We start from the raw sequence: 14,163 nt of genomic DNA, 5'->3' as shown, positions 1-14,163 counted from the left end.
TCCGCTGCCAAGGAGAGCCATCATGGCAACCGTAGCCGTCACCGACGCCACTTTCGACAAAGAAGTAATAGCCGCCGACATTCCCGTCGTCGTGGATTTCTGGGCCGAGTGGTGCGGCCCCTGCAAACAGATCGGCCCCGCGCTGGAAGAGCTGTCCGAAGAGATGGACGGCAAGGTCAAGATCGTCAAAGTGAACGTGGACGAGAACCCGAATTCGCCCGCGCAGATGGGTGTGCGCGGCATTCCGGCGCTGTTCCTGTTCAAGGACGGCCAGGTCGTGTCGAACAAGATCGGCGCCGCACCCAAGGCCGCGCTGAAGGGCTGGATCGAAGATTCGATCTAAGGCCAGACCGGCAAGACCAACGATCAGGGGCGCTTTGGCGCCCCTTTTTCATGGAAAGGCGCGGTCGATCAGCCGACGAATGCCGCGAAAACGGATCTGCTGCGCCGGGCTGCGACGGCTTTGGTGTTTTGGGATGGCGGCCCAGTCAAACAGCAGCCGCATCCGCATCAGATAGGCCAGCGAGTGATCATCGGGGCCAATCAGGTCATAGCCCTCGAAGAACGGTGTAGTATCGACGCCGGGCAGGGGGCCGCCGCAATCGGACAGTTCTGGCAGGAAGGCGCCGTAATGGGTGAACAACCGCGCCAGGTCATGGGCGACGGGCACAATGCGGGTGGGGCGGAAATCAAGCGCGCCGACCGTATCGCCATCAATCATCAGGTTGCGCGGGTTCAGGTCGCCATGGCCGCGCCCGGCCTTGGTCAGGCATTCGGCCCCCACAGGCGGGTTGTCGCGCATCGCGGCCAAGCAATCCATAAATTGCGGGCGGCGGGCGACGCTGCTTTGGCCCTGCGACACCGCTGCCTCTAGCCGGTCGATCTGGGCAAGGGCAAATTTCGGCTGAAACACCCGGTCTTCGGGGCCATCAAGCCCGTGCAGCTGCGCCAGCCAGCGCCCGGCGGCACGCAGCGGTTCGGCATGGGTTTCGACCGGCGTATTGGCACACAGATCGAACAGGGTGCGGCCCGGCAGACGCTGCATCAGCACCACCTGCGCCGCATCGTCGCGCGCCAAAACTCGGGCGACACCGGGCAGGCGATCGGCCAGTTCGGCCTGAACAGAGACTGATTGCACGAAATCAATGCCGTCTTCGGGCATGAATTGCGCCTTGAGGATCACCTCGGGCAGGTCGGGATGGGTCAAGGCGACAACGATGCGATGGGCCTGGGCATCGTGACGCCGCGCCAACAGCGCAGGCACCCAGCCCTCTGCGGGCAGGCCCGCGCGTGGGGCCAGATTGGCAAACATCGCCAATGCCTGTTCGAAATCGCGCATTTTCAATCCGGCTGCTCTAGGTTACCTCTCAATGTCACCGACTTGCGACTTGCATGTCCACCCCCATATAGGCCGGACAGAAGAGGAGACCCCAATGGCTGACGATCAATTCCCCGGCTGGCACGGCACAACCATCATCGGCGTCAAACGCGGCGGCACGGTGGTGATCGCGGGTGACGGGCAAGTCAGCCTTGGCCAAACCGTGATCAAGGGCACCGCGCGCAAGGTGCGCCGCCTGTCTCCGGGCGGGCATGACGTTGTGTGCGGCTTTGCCGGGTCGACCGCCGATGCGTTCACCCTGTTGGAGCGGCTGGAAACCAAGCTAGAGGCAACCCCCGGCCAGCTACAGCGCGCCGCGGTCGAGCTGGCCAAGGACTGGCGCACCGACAAATACCTGCAAAAGCTAGAGGCGATGCTAATCGTCAGCGATGGGGCCGAGATTTACGTGATCACCGGCGCGGGCGATGTGCTGGAGCCCGAGCATAACGTGGCCGCGATCGGCTCGGGCGGGAATTTCGCACTGGCCGCCGCGCGCGGGCTGATGGAGACCGATCTGGATGCCGAACAGATCGCCCGCAAGGCCATGGTGATTGCCGCCGATATCTGCGTTTACACCAACGGCAACCTGACCGTGGAGACCATCAGCAAATGACCGATCTGACCCCCCGCGAAATCGTATCCGAGCTTGACCGTTTCATCATCGGCCAGAATGACGCCAAGCGCGCCGTTGCCGTGGCGCTGCGCAACCGCTGGCGTCGCAAGCAGCTGGGCGATGATCTGCGCGACGAGGTGTATCCGAAAAACATCCTGATGATCGGCCCCACCGGTGTGGGCAAGACCGAGATCTCACGCCGCCTGGCAAAACTGGCCCGCGCGCCCTTTATCAAGGTCGAGGCGACGAAATTCACCGAGGTCGGCTATGTGGGCCGTGATGTCGAACAGATCATCCGCGATCTGGTCGATAACGCCATTATCGAAACCCGCAACTGGATGCGCGAGGATGTCAAAGCCGCCGCGCACAAGGCCGCCGAAGAGCGCGTGATCGAGGCGATCGCCGGCACCGACGCGCGCGAGCAAACGCGCGAGATGTTCCGCGGCAAGCTGAAGCGCGGCGAGCTGGACAATACCGTGATCGAGCTGGAGGTCAGCGACACCAGCAACCCGATGTCGATGTTCGAAATCCCCGGCCAGCCCGGTCAGAACATGGGTATGATGAATATCGGTGACATTTTCGGAAAGGCCTTTGGTGGCCGCACGGTCAAGAAAAAGCTGACTGTCGCCGAAAGCTATGAGGTGCTGATCGGCGAAGAGGCCGACAAGCTGTTGGATGATGAAACCGTGAACCGCGCCGCGCTGGAGGCGGTGCAGGAAAACGGCATCGTATTCCTGGATGAGATCGACAAGGTTTGCGCCCGCTCGGATGCGCGCGGCGCCGATGTCAGCCGCGAAGGCGTGCAGCGCGACCTGCTGCCGCTGATCGAGGGCACGACCGTCAGCACCAAATATGGCGCGGTGAAAACCGATCATATCCTGTTCATCGCCTCGGGCGCGTTCCATATCGCGAAACCCAGCGACCTGCTGCCCGAATTGCAGGGCCGCCTGCCGATCCGGGTTGAGCTGCGCGCCCTGACCGAGGGCGATTTCGTGCGCATCCTGACCGAAACAGACAACGCGCTGACCCGGCAATATACCGCGCTGATGAACACCGAAGAGGTGACCGTCACCTTCACCGAGGACGGCATCGCCGCGCTGGCACGCATCGCCGCCGAGGTGAACCGCACGATCGAAAACATCGGCGCGCGGCGGCTTTACACCGTGATGGAGCGGGTGTTCGAAGAGCTGAGCTTTACCGCCCCCGACCGTTCGGGCGACACGGTCACGGTGAACAGCGCCTTTGTTGACGAAAACCTGGGCGAGCTGCTGAAATCGGCCGACATGAGCCGCTACGTGCTCTGACATCAAAGGACCGCAAATGCGCCTGCTGTTGGTAATCTTCCTTCTTGGCGCCTGCGCTCCGCGTCCCGGCTATCAGATTGTTCCGCCCAGCGATGCGGGCCGGATCTACCCGGTATTCTTTGCCGCCAGCCGCAGCGAAGACGAAACCGGGCCATTCGGGTTTTCACGCAGCGAGATTGTTCAATACGGCCAGGTCGACGTGTCTATTCCGCCCGATCACCAGATCGGCAAGATAGAGGTCGCTGCAAAGTCGAACCCCGAAAAGACCTTTGCGCTTGTCGGTCAGTCGGCGTTTTCAGACCCGCAGGCGTTTCGAAACAGCCTGCGCAAGGCATTGCGATCCAGTGCGCAGGGCGAGGTCGTAATCTTTGTTCACGGGTATAATACCACCTACCCGGAAGGCCTGTTCCGCACCGCGCAGATCGTCCATGACTTTGGGTTCAAGGCGGTTGCGGTGCATTATTCCTGGCCGTCGCGCGGCAACCCGATGGGCTATGCCTATGATCGCGACAGCGCGCTGTTTGCCCGCGACGGGCTGGAACGGCTGATCGCTGACGTGCGGGCGGCGGGGGCGCGCGATGTACTGATCGTCGCGCATTCGCTGGGGTCGCATCTTACGATGGAAACCCTGCGCCAGATCGAGATCGCCGGGCGCGGGCAGGCGAGGCGTCAGGTTGATGCGGTTGTGCTGATCTCACCCGATATCAATATCGATGTGTTCCGGTCTCAGGCGGCGCGGATCGGGCGGCTGCCTGACCCGTTTTTCATCTTCGTGTCGAAACGCGACCGCGCGCTGGCCCTTTCGGCGCGGCTGACCGGTGAACGAAACCGTCTGGGCAATGTGCAAAGCATCGAGAGGGTGGCCGATCTGGATATCACCGTTCTCGACGTGACCGATTTTAAGGGTGATGCGATGAACCATTTCACCGTCGCCAGCAGCCCGACCCTGATTGCAATGCTGGCCAATCTGCCGGATGTGGCGGCGCTGATCTCGGGCGATCAGTCGGGGCGCGTGGGTCTGGTGCGCGGCGCGGTTCTAACCCTGCGCGAGGCAACCGAGGTTGTCTTGACCCCGGTCAGCGCGATTGCGCCCTGATCACGACCTGCGCAGATAGACGTAATAGGCCCCGTCGCCGCCGTGTTTCTTATGCGCAGGCGTGACCTGTAACACCAGCGTTCCCAGCGGCGGCGCGTGCAGCCAGCCGGGCACCTGATGCCGCAGCACGCCGGGCCGCATCGGAATCGGGCCGTCATCCTGGGCGTGGCGGCCCTTGCCGGTGATCACCAGCACCAGCCGATGCCCGGCGTCATGCGCGTTCAAGATAAACCCGATCAGCGCCGGGTGGGCGCGGGCCAGGGTCATGCCGTGCAAGTCGATCCGCGCCTGCGGTGACATCTTGCCGCGGGTCATGCGCTGATGGGTTTTGCGATCCATCCGCAGCGGCGCGGCGCGCATATGGTCGCCCGGATCGGGCATCAGGTCGTGACCGGGCAAAACATGCGCCGCGCGCTGGCCGATCTTGAACTGCTTGACCGGATGCCGGGGCTGAGGCCGTGCAGGGGCGTTTTCGGCTGGATCAGAGCCTTTTTTGCGCAGATCGCTGTGCATCGGGGTGATGGTTTCCGACACCTTTTTCCACAGGCTGCGCTCGTCTGGATTCAGGTCGCGGGGCTTGCGCGCCATGGGTCAACCCCCCGGCGCCAGGGCAAAGGCCTGATCAATCGGCAACAGCACCACCATCCGCCCCGCGTCGCGCACCGCACCCGCGTTGCGCCCGGCCTGATCGCCGGTGCCAAAGAAAATATCGGCGCGCTGCGGCCCCTTGATGGCCGAGCCGGTATCCTGCGCCACCATCAACCGCCGCAACGGGCCACGCCCACCTTTCTCGATCCAGACCGGGGCGCCCAGCGGGGTAAAGGCGGGGTCGACCGCGACGGTGCGCATCTGGGTGATCGACCGGTTCATCGCGCCCAGCGGGCCCAGATGGGCGGGCACGTTCGTGACCCGGCGAAAGAACACATAGGACGGGTTGTGCTGCAACAGCTCGCGCCCGTCGCGCGGGTTGTTGCGCACCCAGTTGCGGATCACCTGGGCCGAGACCTGATGCGGCTGGAATACGCCGCGGCGGACCAGTTCCTGCCCGACCGAGCGGTATTCATGCCCGTTCGCGCCGCCATAACCCACGCGTAACGCATTGCCATCGCGCAGGCGAATGCGGCCCGAGCCCTGGATTTGCAGAAAGAACACATCAACCGGGTCATCGACCCAGGCGATTTCCAGACCCTGACCGCGCAGCAAGCCGTTGTTTTCGATCTCGGCCCGGCTGTGCCATTTCTGGCCGCGCGTCAGGCCGGGCGGGGTGCGATAGATCGGATAGCGAAACCGCGCATCGGGGTTGCGGGCGCCGTTCAGCTCGGGCTCGAAATAGCCGGTAAAGAGGGCGGGCTGTTCGCCGCCGATCAGGACGGGGCGAAAGAACAGCTCGAAAAACGCGCGCGGATCGGGGCCAGAGCGCGCATAGGCGCAAAGCGCGCCCCAGGTGTCGGCATCCAGATCGCCGCAGGTGTTCAGGAAAACGGCAAAGGCCGCGGCGTGATCGTCATCGGCCCAGCCTTCAAGATCGTCAAACCGCAGGATTTCCGCAGTCGCACCCAATGCGGACACCGCGCCCGCCACGGTCACAGCCACCGCAGCGGCAAACGACCGCAGCGCACCGATCATTCCCCGGTGGCGACCAGCTGCCAGTTGGGATCGTTCGCGCCCATTTCCCTGGCAAAGGTCCAGACATCGCGCTGACGCTTGATCTGGTTGGCGTCGCCCTCGACAACCTCGCCGGCGGTGTTGCGCACAACCGAGGTCAGCTCGCCCACGAATTTCACGGTCAGCTCTGCCTCGTTCGTGTCGCGGGCAAAGGTGGCGTTGACCAGCTCGATCTCGCGCAGGCCGACAAAGGTAGCGTCGATCTTCAGGCCCTTATCTTCGCGGTCGGCAATCGCGTACAGGAAGCTTTCGTAAACGTCCTCGGACAGAAAGCCCTGAACCGACCCGATATCGCCGTTCTCGAAGGCCATCAGAATCATTTCATAGGCACCGCGCGCACCGGTCAGGAACTGATCCACGTTGAACCCCGGCTCGGTCAGCTTCATCGCGGCCAGCGCCTTGGCGGCATCCGAGCCGTCGGGCACGTGATCGGTGATATCGGCATCGGCGCCGCCCTCGATCACCTCAAAATCGCGATGCGTGGTGCGCTCTGCCGGTTTGGGCAGGTCAACACGCGGTTTTTCAAAGCCTTCGCGCGTGCCCAGAACCGATCGCAGTTTGAGGATCAGGAAAACGGCGACGCCTATAAGGACCAGAAGCTGAATGATGCTAGGGTTCATGAATGCCCGGGGGTTTGAGAAACTGTCACGTTGCACTTATGTAAGGCACGGGTCGCGTCAAGTCCAGCTAACGGCCCGTTGATGAGAAAGGCAAGAAAATGTGGTTATTGGCGCTGTTTCTGGCGGTTCCCCTGATCGAAATCGCGCTGTTCGTGCAGGTCGGCGGGGCGATCGGGCTGTGGCCGACGCTGGGCATTGTCGTGCTGACCGCGATTGCCGGCACCACGCTGATGCGGGCGCAGGGCGCGCTGGCGATGGGGCAGATCCGCGGCAGCTTTGAACAGATGAGCGACCCGACAGAACCTTTGGCCCATGGCGCGATGATCCTGATCGCCGGGGTTCTGCTGCTGACGCCCGGGTTTTTCACCGATACGGTCGGCATCCTGCTGCTGATCCCCGGCAATCGCGCGATGGCCTTTCGCTGGATCAAATCACGCATTCATATCCAGACCTTTACCACCGCCCAGCCGCCGCACCGGCACCCCGGCCAGCAACCCGATGATGTCATTGATGGCGAGTTCCAGGACGTGACCCCGGCGGATGATGCCTCGCGGTTGCCGTCAGGCTGGACGCGGCATTGAGGCGGGCGCGCCCATCTGCTAAGCACCCCGCCAACACAGTTTCGTCAGGAGCATGACATGACCGACCAAGCCGCCGAGGCGCCGCAGCTGAAGATGAACATCCTGGGTCAATACACCCGCGATCTGTCGTTCGAAAACTTTCTGGTGCAAAAGGGCGTCAAGGGCGACGTTCAGCCCGAGATTCAGGTGCAGGTGGCGCTGGACGCGAAAAAGCGCCCGGTCGAAAACCAGTATGAGGTGATCACCAAGCTGACCGTCAAATCGCAGAACAAGGTCGATCAGTCGCCGCTGTTCCTGCTAGAGCTGGAATATGCCGGCCTGTTCCAGATCGAGGGTCTGGCCGAGGACCAGCTGCACCCGTTCCTGCTGATCGAATGCCCGCGCATGATCTTCCCGTTCGTGCGCCGCGTGGTCAGCGATGTCACCCGCGACGGTGGCTTTCCGCCGCTCAACCTCGAGCCGGTCGATTTCATCGAACTCTATCGCAAAGAGGCGCAGCGCCGCGCCCAGGCCCAGGCGGAAAACGCCGGCCCGGCAAACTGATCCGACAAACCCCGGCCCAGCGCCGGGGTTTTTCATTTCAGCCGAATTTCTTCCAGACGGCGCCATCGCCCAGCTTGGCGACGAACGCCTCATGCGCGGCCGATTCCTCGGCCGTCAGACGCGCGGGCAGGGGGTTGGGCCGGGGCGGCACGCGCCAATCAGACCTGCCGCCGGTTTCTGACGCGCCGCCCTGACTGGCCGCGCCCAGCACCAGGTCGGGCTGACGACCCCCGATCAGCTCCAGATAGACCTCGGCCAGAATTTCCGAGTCCAACAGCGCCCCGTGCAGCGTGCGCGACGAGTTGTCGATGCTGAACCGCCGGCACAGCGCATCCAGCGACGCGGGCGAGCCGGGAAACTTGTCGCGCGCCATGGTCAGCGTATCGACCGCGCGTTCCCAGGGCAGTTGCGACAAACCCATCCAGCGCAGTTCAGCGTTGAGAAATTTCATGTCGAAGGCCGCGTTGTGGATCACCAGTTTCGCATCACCGATGAAATCGACAAAGGCCTGCCCGATCTGGCTAAAGACCGGCTTGTCGCCCAAAGTGATCGCACCGGGCGCAGCGGGTTGGGGCGGTTCCAGCAGGTCGGGGCCGATGCCGTGCACCTGGAACGCCGCTTGCGGCATCATCCGCTGCGGGTTGATGTATTGGTGATAGGTGTTGCCGGTCGGCAGGTGGTTCCACAGCTCGATCGCGCCGATCTCGACGATGCGGTCGCCGCTTTCAGGGTCAAAGCCAGTGGTCTCGGTATCGAGAACGATCTCACGCATGGATCTTGCCCCTTATGGATTTCAGAACGCCGTTCACTGCATCCTGCGCTGCCTCAAGACTGGTGGTCTGAATAATGTAATCGGCGCGGGCGCGTTTCTCGACGTCGGGCAGCTGTTTTGCCAGGATGGTTTCGAACTGCGCCTCGGTCATGGTGCCGCGTTCCAGCACGCGGGCGCGCTGAATATCGGCCGGGGCGGTCACGACCACCACCGCATCCATCCCGCCCGCAGCGCCGGTTTCGAACAGCAGCGGAATATCCAGCACCACGATATCATGATCGGCATTACGCGCGATGAAATCGGCGCGGTCACGGGCCACCAGCGGGTGAATGATCGTCTCGATCTGTTTCAGCGCGGTTTGGTCGCGGCCGATCCAGGTTTTCAACGCGTCGCGGCTGATTTCGCCGTTGATCACCGCATCGGGGTAAAGCCCGCGCATCGGGGCGACGGCCGCGCCGCCGGGCGCATAAAGGCGGTGAACCGCGGCATCGGCATCCCACACGGGCACGCCCGCCGCCGCGAACATCGCCGCCGTGGTCGATTTGCCCATGCCGATCGACCCGGTCAGGCCCAGAAGAAACGGCCTGCTCATGCGCCCAACAATACGGCGCGGGCTTTTTCGTCGACCTCGGGTTTCACGCCGAACCAACGCTCAAAGCCGGGGGTGGCCTGATGTTCCAGCATCCCCAGCCCGTCGACAGTCTTGCAGCCGATTTCCTCGGCCTCGATCAGCAACTCGGTGCGCAGCGGCGTATAGACCAAATCGGTCACGACCGTATCGGGCGAGAGATCATCCAGAACGATGTTCAATGGTTTCTTCCCGACCATCCCCAGCGAGGTCGTATTCACCAGCAGCGCGGCGCCGGCCAGCATATCGCCGGCATCAGCCCAATCCTGCACCTTGATCTTGTCGCCGAACTCTGCCGCCAGGGTTTCGGCCCGGCCACGGGTGCGGTTCGACAGGCGAATTTCGGGTACGCCCGCATCCAAGAGCGACACGATCACCGCGCGCGAGGCGCCGCCCGCGCCCAGCACCGCCGCCGGCCCCGAGGCCGGATCCCAGTCGGGCGCGCCGTGACGCAGGTTGGTCATGAACCCATAGCCGTCGGTGTTGTCGGCGTGGATCTTGCCGTTTTCGCCAAAGACCAGCGTATTCGCCGCGCCGATCCGGCGGGCGGTATCTGTGACCTCATCGGCCAGGGCCAACACCTTTTCCTTGTGCGGGATGGTGACGTTCAGCCCGACAAAGCCGAACTTGGGCAGCATCCGCATCGCCTTGCCCAGATGCTCGGGCGCGATTTCCATCGGAATATAGAACCCGTCGATCCCATAGCGTTTCAGCCAGAAATTATGCAGGCGCGGCGATTTCGAATGGCCGATCGGAGAGCCGATCACACCAGCAAGGGGGGGACGTTGGATCATGCCTGTAATGTTCCGTTCGTTGTCAGGAAGGCCAGCACCTGCAACAGCGGCAGGCCCAATACGTTAAAGTAGTCGCCATCGACCCGTGAAAACAACCGCACACCTTCTTCTTCCAGCTTATAGCAACCCACGGCGTGGCGAATGCTGTGCCAGTTGCGGTCAAGATAGTCGTCCAGATAGGCATCCGAAAAGGGCCGCATGGTCAGGCGCACCTCGCCGACATGGCGCCAGACGGGCTCGATCCCGTCATAGATCACCGCGGCGGACAACAGTTTATGCGGATTGCCGCGCAGCCGGCGCAGCTGGTCGCGGGCGTCGTCGATATCGGTGGGCTTGGTCAGGATCTGGCCGCGATATTCCAGCACCTGGTCACAGCCGATCACCAGGGCTTCGGGCTGTTTCTCGGCGATCTTGCGGGCCTTGAATTCGGCCAGCGTGTCGGCAACGTCGCGGGGGGTGGCATCCTCGGCCTCTAGCGCGTGGCGGATGGCATCTTCGTCGATCCGGGCGGGTTTGGCGGTGACATCGACCCCGGCCTGACGCAGCAGTTGCAGCCGGATCTCAGAGCCTGACGCCAACAGCACGGGTTTGGGCATGGGTATGAACCTGTGGATAAGCCCCCGATAAGGCCGGGGGTGATTTCTGGACAGATGCGGGCCTTTGGATGAATTCCCCAGATGGCCGGCATCTTGTCAAGGATGACCCCGATATTATTCCTTGTGGGCGGCAAGATTTTCAGCGTTGGGATAAGCGCGCCTTTCAGATTTCATCCGCAGGGCTATCCACAGGCTCTGCCATAAGGAAATCAGCATAAGTCGTTAATAAACATGTATTTTCTATGAATTTTCTGCGCCAGCAGCCGAGTCGCCCACATCTATTCACAACCGGGCATAGCTGTGTATGAAACCGTGGAAAGATCATTAATCCACACTGTCCACAGGCCCTACAAACATCATCATCTTTTCTTTTCTTTCTTTATTTATTTAAGAAGGGCCTGACTGGACCGGATCGAAAGGATCAGACCCTTGGGTGATATTCTGGCGGGGCTCTATCCCTGGACAAAGACATTGCATGTGATTTCGGTGATCAGCTGGATGGCAGGGCTGTTCTATCTGCCCAGGCTGTTCGTGCATCATACCGAACGCGTCGAAGTGGGCAGTGAAACGGATGCCCTGTTTCAGATGATGGAGCGTAAACTGCTGCGCTTCATCATGAACCCTGCGATGACGGCGACATGGGTGTTCGGCCTGATGCTGGTCTTCACGCCCGGTATCGTCGACTGGTCGTCGGTCTGGCCCTGGACCAAGGCGGTGTCGGTGCTGATCATGACATGGTTTCATCACTGGCTGGGATATCGTCGCAAAGATTTCGTTAATGGCACGAATACTCTGCCCGGCAAGACTTACCGGATGATGAACGAAGTGCCGACAGTTTTGATGATCGTGATCGTCATGTCGGTGATTGTGAAATTCTGACTTTGTTGACTTGGGGCGCGCAGGGGCTTATGTGACGGGCGAAGGGCAGTCCTGCCCGTGAAACTCCCATACTCACTTCCCTGACCCCTGAAACGCCTGGCGTGGGTCGTAACGTGGTTTTCCCAATGACTCAGGAATGTTTGAATCTCGCCGATCTCAAGGCGAAAAGCCCCAAAGATCTTTTGGCCATGGCCGAAGAGCTGGAGATCGAGAACGCCTCGACCATGCGCAAGGGCGACATGATGTTCGCCATTCTCAAAGAGCGCGCCGAAGAGGGCTGGGAGATTTCCGGCGACGGTGTGCTTGAGGTGCTGCAAGACGGGTTCGGTTTCCTGCGCTCGCCCGAGGCGAACTATCTGCCGGGCCCCGATGACATCTATGTTTCGCCCGAGATGATCCGCCAGCACGGCATGCGCACCGGCGATACGGTCGAGGGCGTGATGCAGGCCCCGCGCGAGAATGAGCGTTATTTCGCGATCACCAAAGTTACCAAGATCAACTTTGAAGAGCCCGAGCGCGCGCGTCACAAGATCAACTTTGACAACCTGACGCCGCTCTATCCCGACGAGCGCCTGAAGATGGAGATCGAAGATCCCACCATCAAGGATCGCTCGGCCCGGATCATCGACCTGGTGTCGCCGATCGGTAAGGGCCAGCGGTCGCTGATCGTGGCGCCGCCGCGAACCGGTAAGACGGTGTTGCTGCAAAACATCGCCCATTCGATCGAGGCCAACCACCCCGAATGCTATCTGATCGTTCTGCTGATCGACGAGCGCCCCGAAGAGGTGACCGACATGCAGCGCAGCGTGAAGGGCGAGGTGATCAGCTCTACCTTTGACGAACCCGCCACCCGCCACGTCGCCGTGGCCGAGATGGTGATCGAAAAAGCCAAGCGTCTGGTCGAACATAAACGAGATGTTGTTATTCTGCTCGACTCGATCACAAGACTTGGTCGTGCCTATAACACCGTGGTGCCGTCGTCGGGCAAGGTTCTGACCGGCGGTGTGGATGCCAACGCCCTGCAACGGCCCAAGCGTTTCTTTGGCGCCGCGCGGAATATCGAGGAAGGCGGCAGCCTGACCATCATCGCCACCGCACTGATCGACACCGGCAGCCGGATGGACGAGGTGATCTTTGAAGAATTCAAAGGCACCGGTAACAGCGAGATCGTGCTGGACCGCAAGGTCGCCGACAAGCGCGTCTTCCCGGCGATGGATATTCTGAAATCGGGCACCCGGAAAGAAGACCTGCTGGTCGATCAGAAAGACCTGCAGAAAACCTTTGTGCTGCGTCGTATCCTCAACCCGATGGGCACGACCGACGCGATCGAATTCCTGATTTCGAAGCTCAAGCAAACCAAATCGAACTCGGAATTCTTTGATTCAATGAATGCCTGATGGATACGATCTATGCCTTGGCAACGGCCCGCGGTAAGGCGGGCGTTGCTGTCATCCGGATCTCGGGGCCGCACGCAAGTGTGGCCCTGTCTGCTTTGGGGGCGGATGTGCCAACCCCGCGCCGCGCTGCCTTGCGCCTGCTGCGCCAGGGGGATGAGGTGTTGGACGAGGCCCTGGTATTGCGGTTCGAGGCCGGGCACAGCTTTACCGGCGAAGAGGTGGTCGAGCTGCACACCCATGGCAGCTCCGCCACCGTCACGGCCGTGCTGCGCGCCTTGTCCGACATCGACGGGCTGCGTCTGGCCGAGCCGGGCGAATTTACCCGCCGCGCGCTTGAAAACGAGCGGCTGGACCTGGCCCAGGTCGAAGGTCTGTCCGATCTGATCGAGGCCGAGACCGAAGCGCAGCGTAAGCAGGCGCTGCGGGTTCTGTCGGGCGCCATCGGCAAACGGGCCGAGGTCTGGCGGTCTGATCTCATCCGCGCCGCCGCGCTGATGGAGGCCACGATTGATTTCGCCGACGAGGACGTGCCGGTCGATGTCTCGCCCGAGGTGCTCGACCTGCTGGACCGCACCGAGGCCGATCTGCTGCGCGAGGCCGAAGGCGTTTCCGCTGCCGAACGTATCCGCGAGGGGTTCGAGGTGGCGATCGTCGGGCCGCCGAATGCCGGGAAATCGACGTTGCTGAACGCGCTCGCCGGGCGCGAGGCCGCGATTACCAGCGAATATGCCGGCACCACCCGCGACGTGATCGAGGTGCGGATGGATCTGCACGGTCTGCCCGTGACGGTGCTGGATACCGCCGGGCTGCGCGAAACCGATGATGTGGTCGAAGGCATCGGCATTGAACGCGCGCGCGACCGGGCGCGGGCCGCGGATTTGCGGGTGTTTTTGCTGGATGCCGAGGGTTCTACCCTTGGCCTGACGCCCGATGCTGATGACATTGTGCTGCGCGGCAAGGCGGATGTGTCCACCGGCCAAGGCCCTGCAGTATCAGGAAAAACCGGGCAGGGCGTGGCTGAACTGATCGCCGATATCACCGCCCGGCTGGAAACCCGCGCTGCCCGCGCCGTGACCGCGACGCGCGAACGCCACAGGTTGGCGATTGTGAATGCGCTGACCTCTATTGCTGAGGCGCGGAATCAGGTATTACGGGGCCCTGATTTTGCAGAGCTGGCCGCCGAAGACCTGCGCACCGCGATCCGCGCGCTGGATTCGTTGGTGGGGCGTGTGGATGTCGAACATATTCTGGATGAGATCTTCGCCAGCTTTTGCCTTGGCAAGTAAGGAGTGTTTCA

General features: G+C 62.2%; 17 protein-coding genes. 9 read left to right on the top strand and 8 right to left on the bottom strand.

The features are described 5' to 3' along the window. The first annotated feature begins 22 nt into the window (after positions 1-22). Positions 23-343: a thioredoxin gene (trxA, locus tag OE856_RS08785; protein ID WP_263715703.1), complete on the top strand. Its 321-nt coding sequence runs from the start codon at positions 23-25 to the stop codon at positions 341-343. Positions 344-391: 48 nt separating this feature from the next. On the opposite strand, the gene OE856_RS08780 is transcribed toward trxA, so the two are convergent. Beyond that, positions 392-1,339, bottom strand: coding sequence for an aminoglycoside phosphotransferase family protein (locus OE856_RS08780; RefSeq protein WP_263715702.1), 948 nt, complete (start codon positions 1,337-1,339; stop codon positions 392-394). Between the two features lie 94 nt (positions 1,340-1,433). Between OE856_RS08780 and hslV the strand changes: the two genes are divergently transcribed. From hslV to OE856_RS08765, 3 genes are read left to right on the top strand one after another with little or no spacing between them, the layout of a single operon-like run. Next, positions 1,434-1,991 carry an ATP-dependent protease subunit HslV gene (gene hslV, locus OE856_RS08775; RefSeq protein ID WP_263715701.1) on the top strand — a complete coding sequence of 186 codons (558 nt, stop codon included), beginning with the start codon at positions 1,434-1,436 and terminating at the stop codon, positions 1,989-1,991. Further along, the gene (gene hslU / locus OE856_RS08770) at positions 1,988-3,295 is read left to right on the top strand and encodes an ATP-dependent protease ATPase subunit HslU (protein ID WP_263715700.1); all 1,308 of its coding nucleotides are present in this window, start codon (positions 1,988-1,990) and stop codon (positions 3,293-3,295) included. The genes hslV and hslU overlap by 4 nt, the downstream gene beginning before the upstream one ends. 16 nt (positions 3,296-3,311) lie before the next feature. Further along, complete coding sequence (locus OE856_RS08765) at positions 3,312-4,391, top strand: alpha/beta hydrolase (RefSeq protein WP_263715699.1); 1,080 nt, start codon at positions 3,312-3,314, stop codon at positions 4,389-4,391. On the opposite strand, the gene OE856_RS08760 is transcribed toward OE856_RS08765, so the two are convergent. From OE856_RS08760 to OE856_RS08750, 3 genes are read right to left on the bottom strand one after another with little or no spacing between them, the layout of a single operon-like run. Then, positions 4,392-4,979, bottom strand: a complete 588-nt coding sequence (locus OE856_RS08760) for a Smr/MutS family protein (protein ID WP_263715698.1) — start codon at positions 4,977-4,979, stop codon at positions 4,392-4,394. It abuts the gene before it with no gap. A 3-nt stretch (positions 4,980-4,982) separates the two neighbouring features. Beyond that, entirely contained in the window at positions 4,983-6,017 is a 1,035-nt protein-coding gene (locus OE856_RS08755) for a murein transglycosylase A (RefSeq protein ID WP_263715697.1), read from the bottom strand. Then, entirely contained in the window at positions 6,014-6,676 is a 663-nt protein-coding gene (locus tag OE856_RS08750) for a Tim44/TimA family putative adaptor protein (protein WP_263715696.1), read from the bottom strand. The genes OE856_RS08755 and OE856_RS08750 overlap by 4 nt, the downstream gene beginning before the upstream one ends. A 98-nt stretch (positions 6,677-6,774) precedes the next feature. On the opposite strand from OE856_RS08750, the gene OE856_RS08745 reads away from it, so the two are divergent. Both OE856_RS08745 and secB read left to right on the top strand, forming a co-directional pair. Beyond that, the gene (locus tag OE856_RS08745; RefSeq protein ID WP_263715695.1) at positions 6,775-7,257 is read left to right on the top strand and encodes an FxsA family protein; all 483 of its coding nucleotides are present in this window, start codon (positions 6,775-6,777) and stop codon (positions 7,255-7,257) included. 57 nt (positions 7,258-7,314) lie between these two features. Further along, positions 7,315-7,800, top strand: a complete 486-nt coding sequence (gene secB / locus OE856_RS08740; RefSeq protein ID WP_263715694.1) for a protein-export chaperone SecB — start codon at positions 7,315-7,317, stop codon at positions 7,798-7,800. 37 nt (positions 7,801-7,837) lie between these two features. Here secB and dnaQ read toward each other — a convergent pair whose 3' ends face one another. From dnaQ to OE856_RS08720, 4 genes are read right to left on the bottom strand one after another with little or no spacing between them, the layout of a single operon-like run. Then, entirely contained in the window at positions 7,838-8,572 is a 735-nt protein-coding gene (gene dnaQ, locus OE856_RS08735) for a DNA polymerase III subunit epsilon (RefSeq protein ID WP_263715693.1), read from the bottom strand. Then, complete coding sequence (gene coaE, locus OE856_RS08730) at positions 8,565-9,164, bottom strand: dephospho-CoA kinase (protein WP_263715692.1); 600 nt, start codon at positions 9,162-9,164, stop codon at positions 8,565-8,567. Before coaE ends, dnaQ begins: the two co-directional genes overlap by 8 nt. Further along, on the bottom strand, positions 9,161-9,994 hold the full coding sequence (locus OE856_RS08725) for a shikimate dehydrogenase (protein ID WP_263715691.1): 834 nt from the start codon (positions 9,992-9,994) through the stop codon (positions 9,161-9,163). Before OE856_RS08725 ends, coaE begins: the two co-directional genes overlap by 4 nt. Then, a complete protein-coding gene (locus tag OE856_RS08720; RefSeq protein WP_263715690.1) occupies positions 9,991-10,590 on the bottom strand; it encodes a Maf family protein in 600 nt (199 codons plus the stop codon). Before OE856_RS08720 ends, OE856_RS08725 begins: the two co-directional genes overlap by 4 nt. 429 nt (positions 10,591-11,019) lie before the next feature. On the opposite strand from OE856_RS08720, the gene hemJ reads away from it, so the two are divergent. The 3 genes from hemJ to mnmE all read left to right on the top strand — a co-directional run bounded on the left by hemJ (position 11,020) and on the right by mnmE (position 14,152). After that, positions 11,020-11,469, top strand: coding sequence for a protoporphyrinogen oxidase HemJ (gene hemJ, locus OE856_RS08715; RefSeq protein WP_263715689.1), 450 nt, complete (start codon positions 11,020-11,022; stop codon positions 11,467-11,469). Between the two features lie 125 nt (positions 11,470-11,594). Continuing rightward, a complete protein-coding gene (rho, locus tag OE856_RS08710) occupies positions 11,595-12,866 on the top strand; it encodes a transcription termination factor Rho (protein WP_263715688.1) in 1,272 nt (423 codons plus the stop codon). Then, complete coding sequence (gene mnmE, locus OE856_RS08705) at positions 12,866-14,152, top strand: tRNA uridine-5-carboxymethylaminomethyl(34) synthesis GTPase MnmE (protein WP_263715687.1); 1,287 nt, start codon at positions 12,866-12,868, stop codon at positions 14,150-14,152. Before rho ends, mnmE begins: the two co-directional genes overlap by 1 nt. Positions 14,153-14,163 lie beyond the last annotated feature (11 nt).

Origin of the sequence: Actibacterium sp. XHP0104, assembly GCF_025751515.1 — a bacterium.
In the GTDB taxonomy this organism is placed as follows: Bacteria; Pseudomonadota; Alphaproteobacteria; order Rhodobacterales; family Rhodobacteraceae; genus Actibacterium_D.
Note: the sequence above shows the minus strand (reverse complement) of the source record. Positions and strands in the feature narration are given on the sequence as shown.

Bases quoted from the DNA above. Each gene is read 5' to 3' on its own strand.
- hslV (WP_263715701.1), top strand. From the start codon at position 1,434: ATGGCTGACGATCAATTCCCCGGCTGGCACGGCACAACCATCATCGGC.
- mnmE (WP_263715687.1), top strand. From the start codon at position 12,866: ATGGATACGATCTATGCCTTGGCAACGGCCCGCGGTAAGGCGGGCGTT.
- OE856_RS08750 (WP_263715696.1), bottom strand. From the start codon at position 6,676: ATGAACCCTAGCATCATTCAGCTTCTGGTCCTTATAGGCGTCGCCGTT.
- dnaQ (WP_263715693.1), bottom strand. From the start codon at position 8,572: ATGCGTGAGATCGTTCTCGATACCGAGACCACTGGCTTTGACCCTGAA.
- OE856_RS08760 (WP_263715698.1), bottom strand. From the start codon at position 4,979: ATGGCGCGCAAGCCCCGCGACCTGAATCCAGACGAGCGCAGCCTGTGG.
- OE856_RS08780 (WP_263715702.1), bottom strand. From the start codon at position 1,339: ATGCGCGATTTCGAACAGGCATTGGCGATGTTTGCCAATCTGGCCCCA.
- rho (WP_263715688.1), top strand. From the start codon at position 11,595: ATGACTCAGGAATGTTTGAATCTCGCCGATCTCAAGGCGAAAAGCCCC.
- trxA (WP_263715703.1), top strand. From the start codon at position 23: ATGGCAACCGTAGCCGTCACCGACGCCACTTTCGACAAAGAAGTAATA.
- OE856_RS08745 (WP_263715695.1), top strand. From the start codon at position 6,775: ATGTGGTTATTGGCGCTGTTTCTGGCGGTTCCCCTGATCGAAATCGCG.
- secB (WP_263715694.1), top strand. From the start codon at position 7,315: ATGACCGACCAAGCCGCCGAGGCGCCGCAGCTGAAGATGAACATCCTG.
- OE856_RS08720 (WP_263715690.1), bottom strand. From the start codon at position 10,590: ATGCCCAAACCCGTGCTGTTGGCGTCAGGCTCTGAGATCCGGCTGCAA.
- coaE (WP_263715692.1), bottom strand. From the start codon at position 9,164: ATGAGCAGGCCGTTTCTTCTGGGCCTGACCGGGTCGATCGGCATGGGC.
- OE856_RS08725 (WP_263715691.1), bottom strand. From the start codon at position 9,994: ATGATCCAACGTCCCCCCCTTGCTGGTGTGATCGGCTCTCCGATCGGC.
- hslU (WP_263715700.1), top strand. From the start codon at position 1,988: ATGACCGATCTGACCCCCCGCGAAATCGTATCCGAGCTTGACCGTTTC.
- OE856_RS08765 (WP_263715699.1), top strand. From the start codon at position 3,312: ATGCGCCTGCTGTTGGTAATCTTCCTTCTTGGCGCCTGCGCTCCGCGT.
- OE856_RS08755 (WP_263715697.1), bottom strand. From the start codon at position 6,017: ATGATCGGTGCGCTGCGGTCGTTTGCCGCTGCGGTGGCTGTGACCGTG.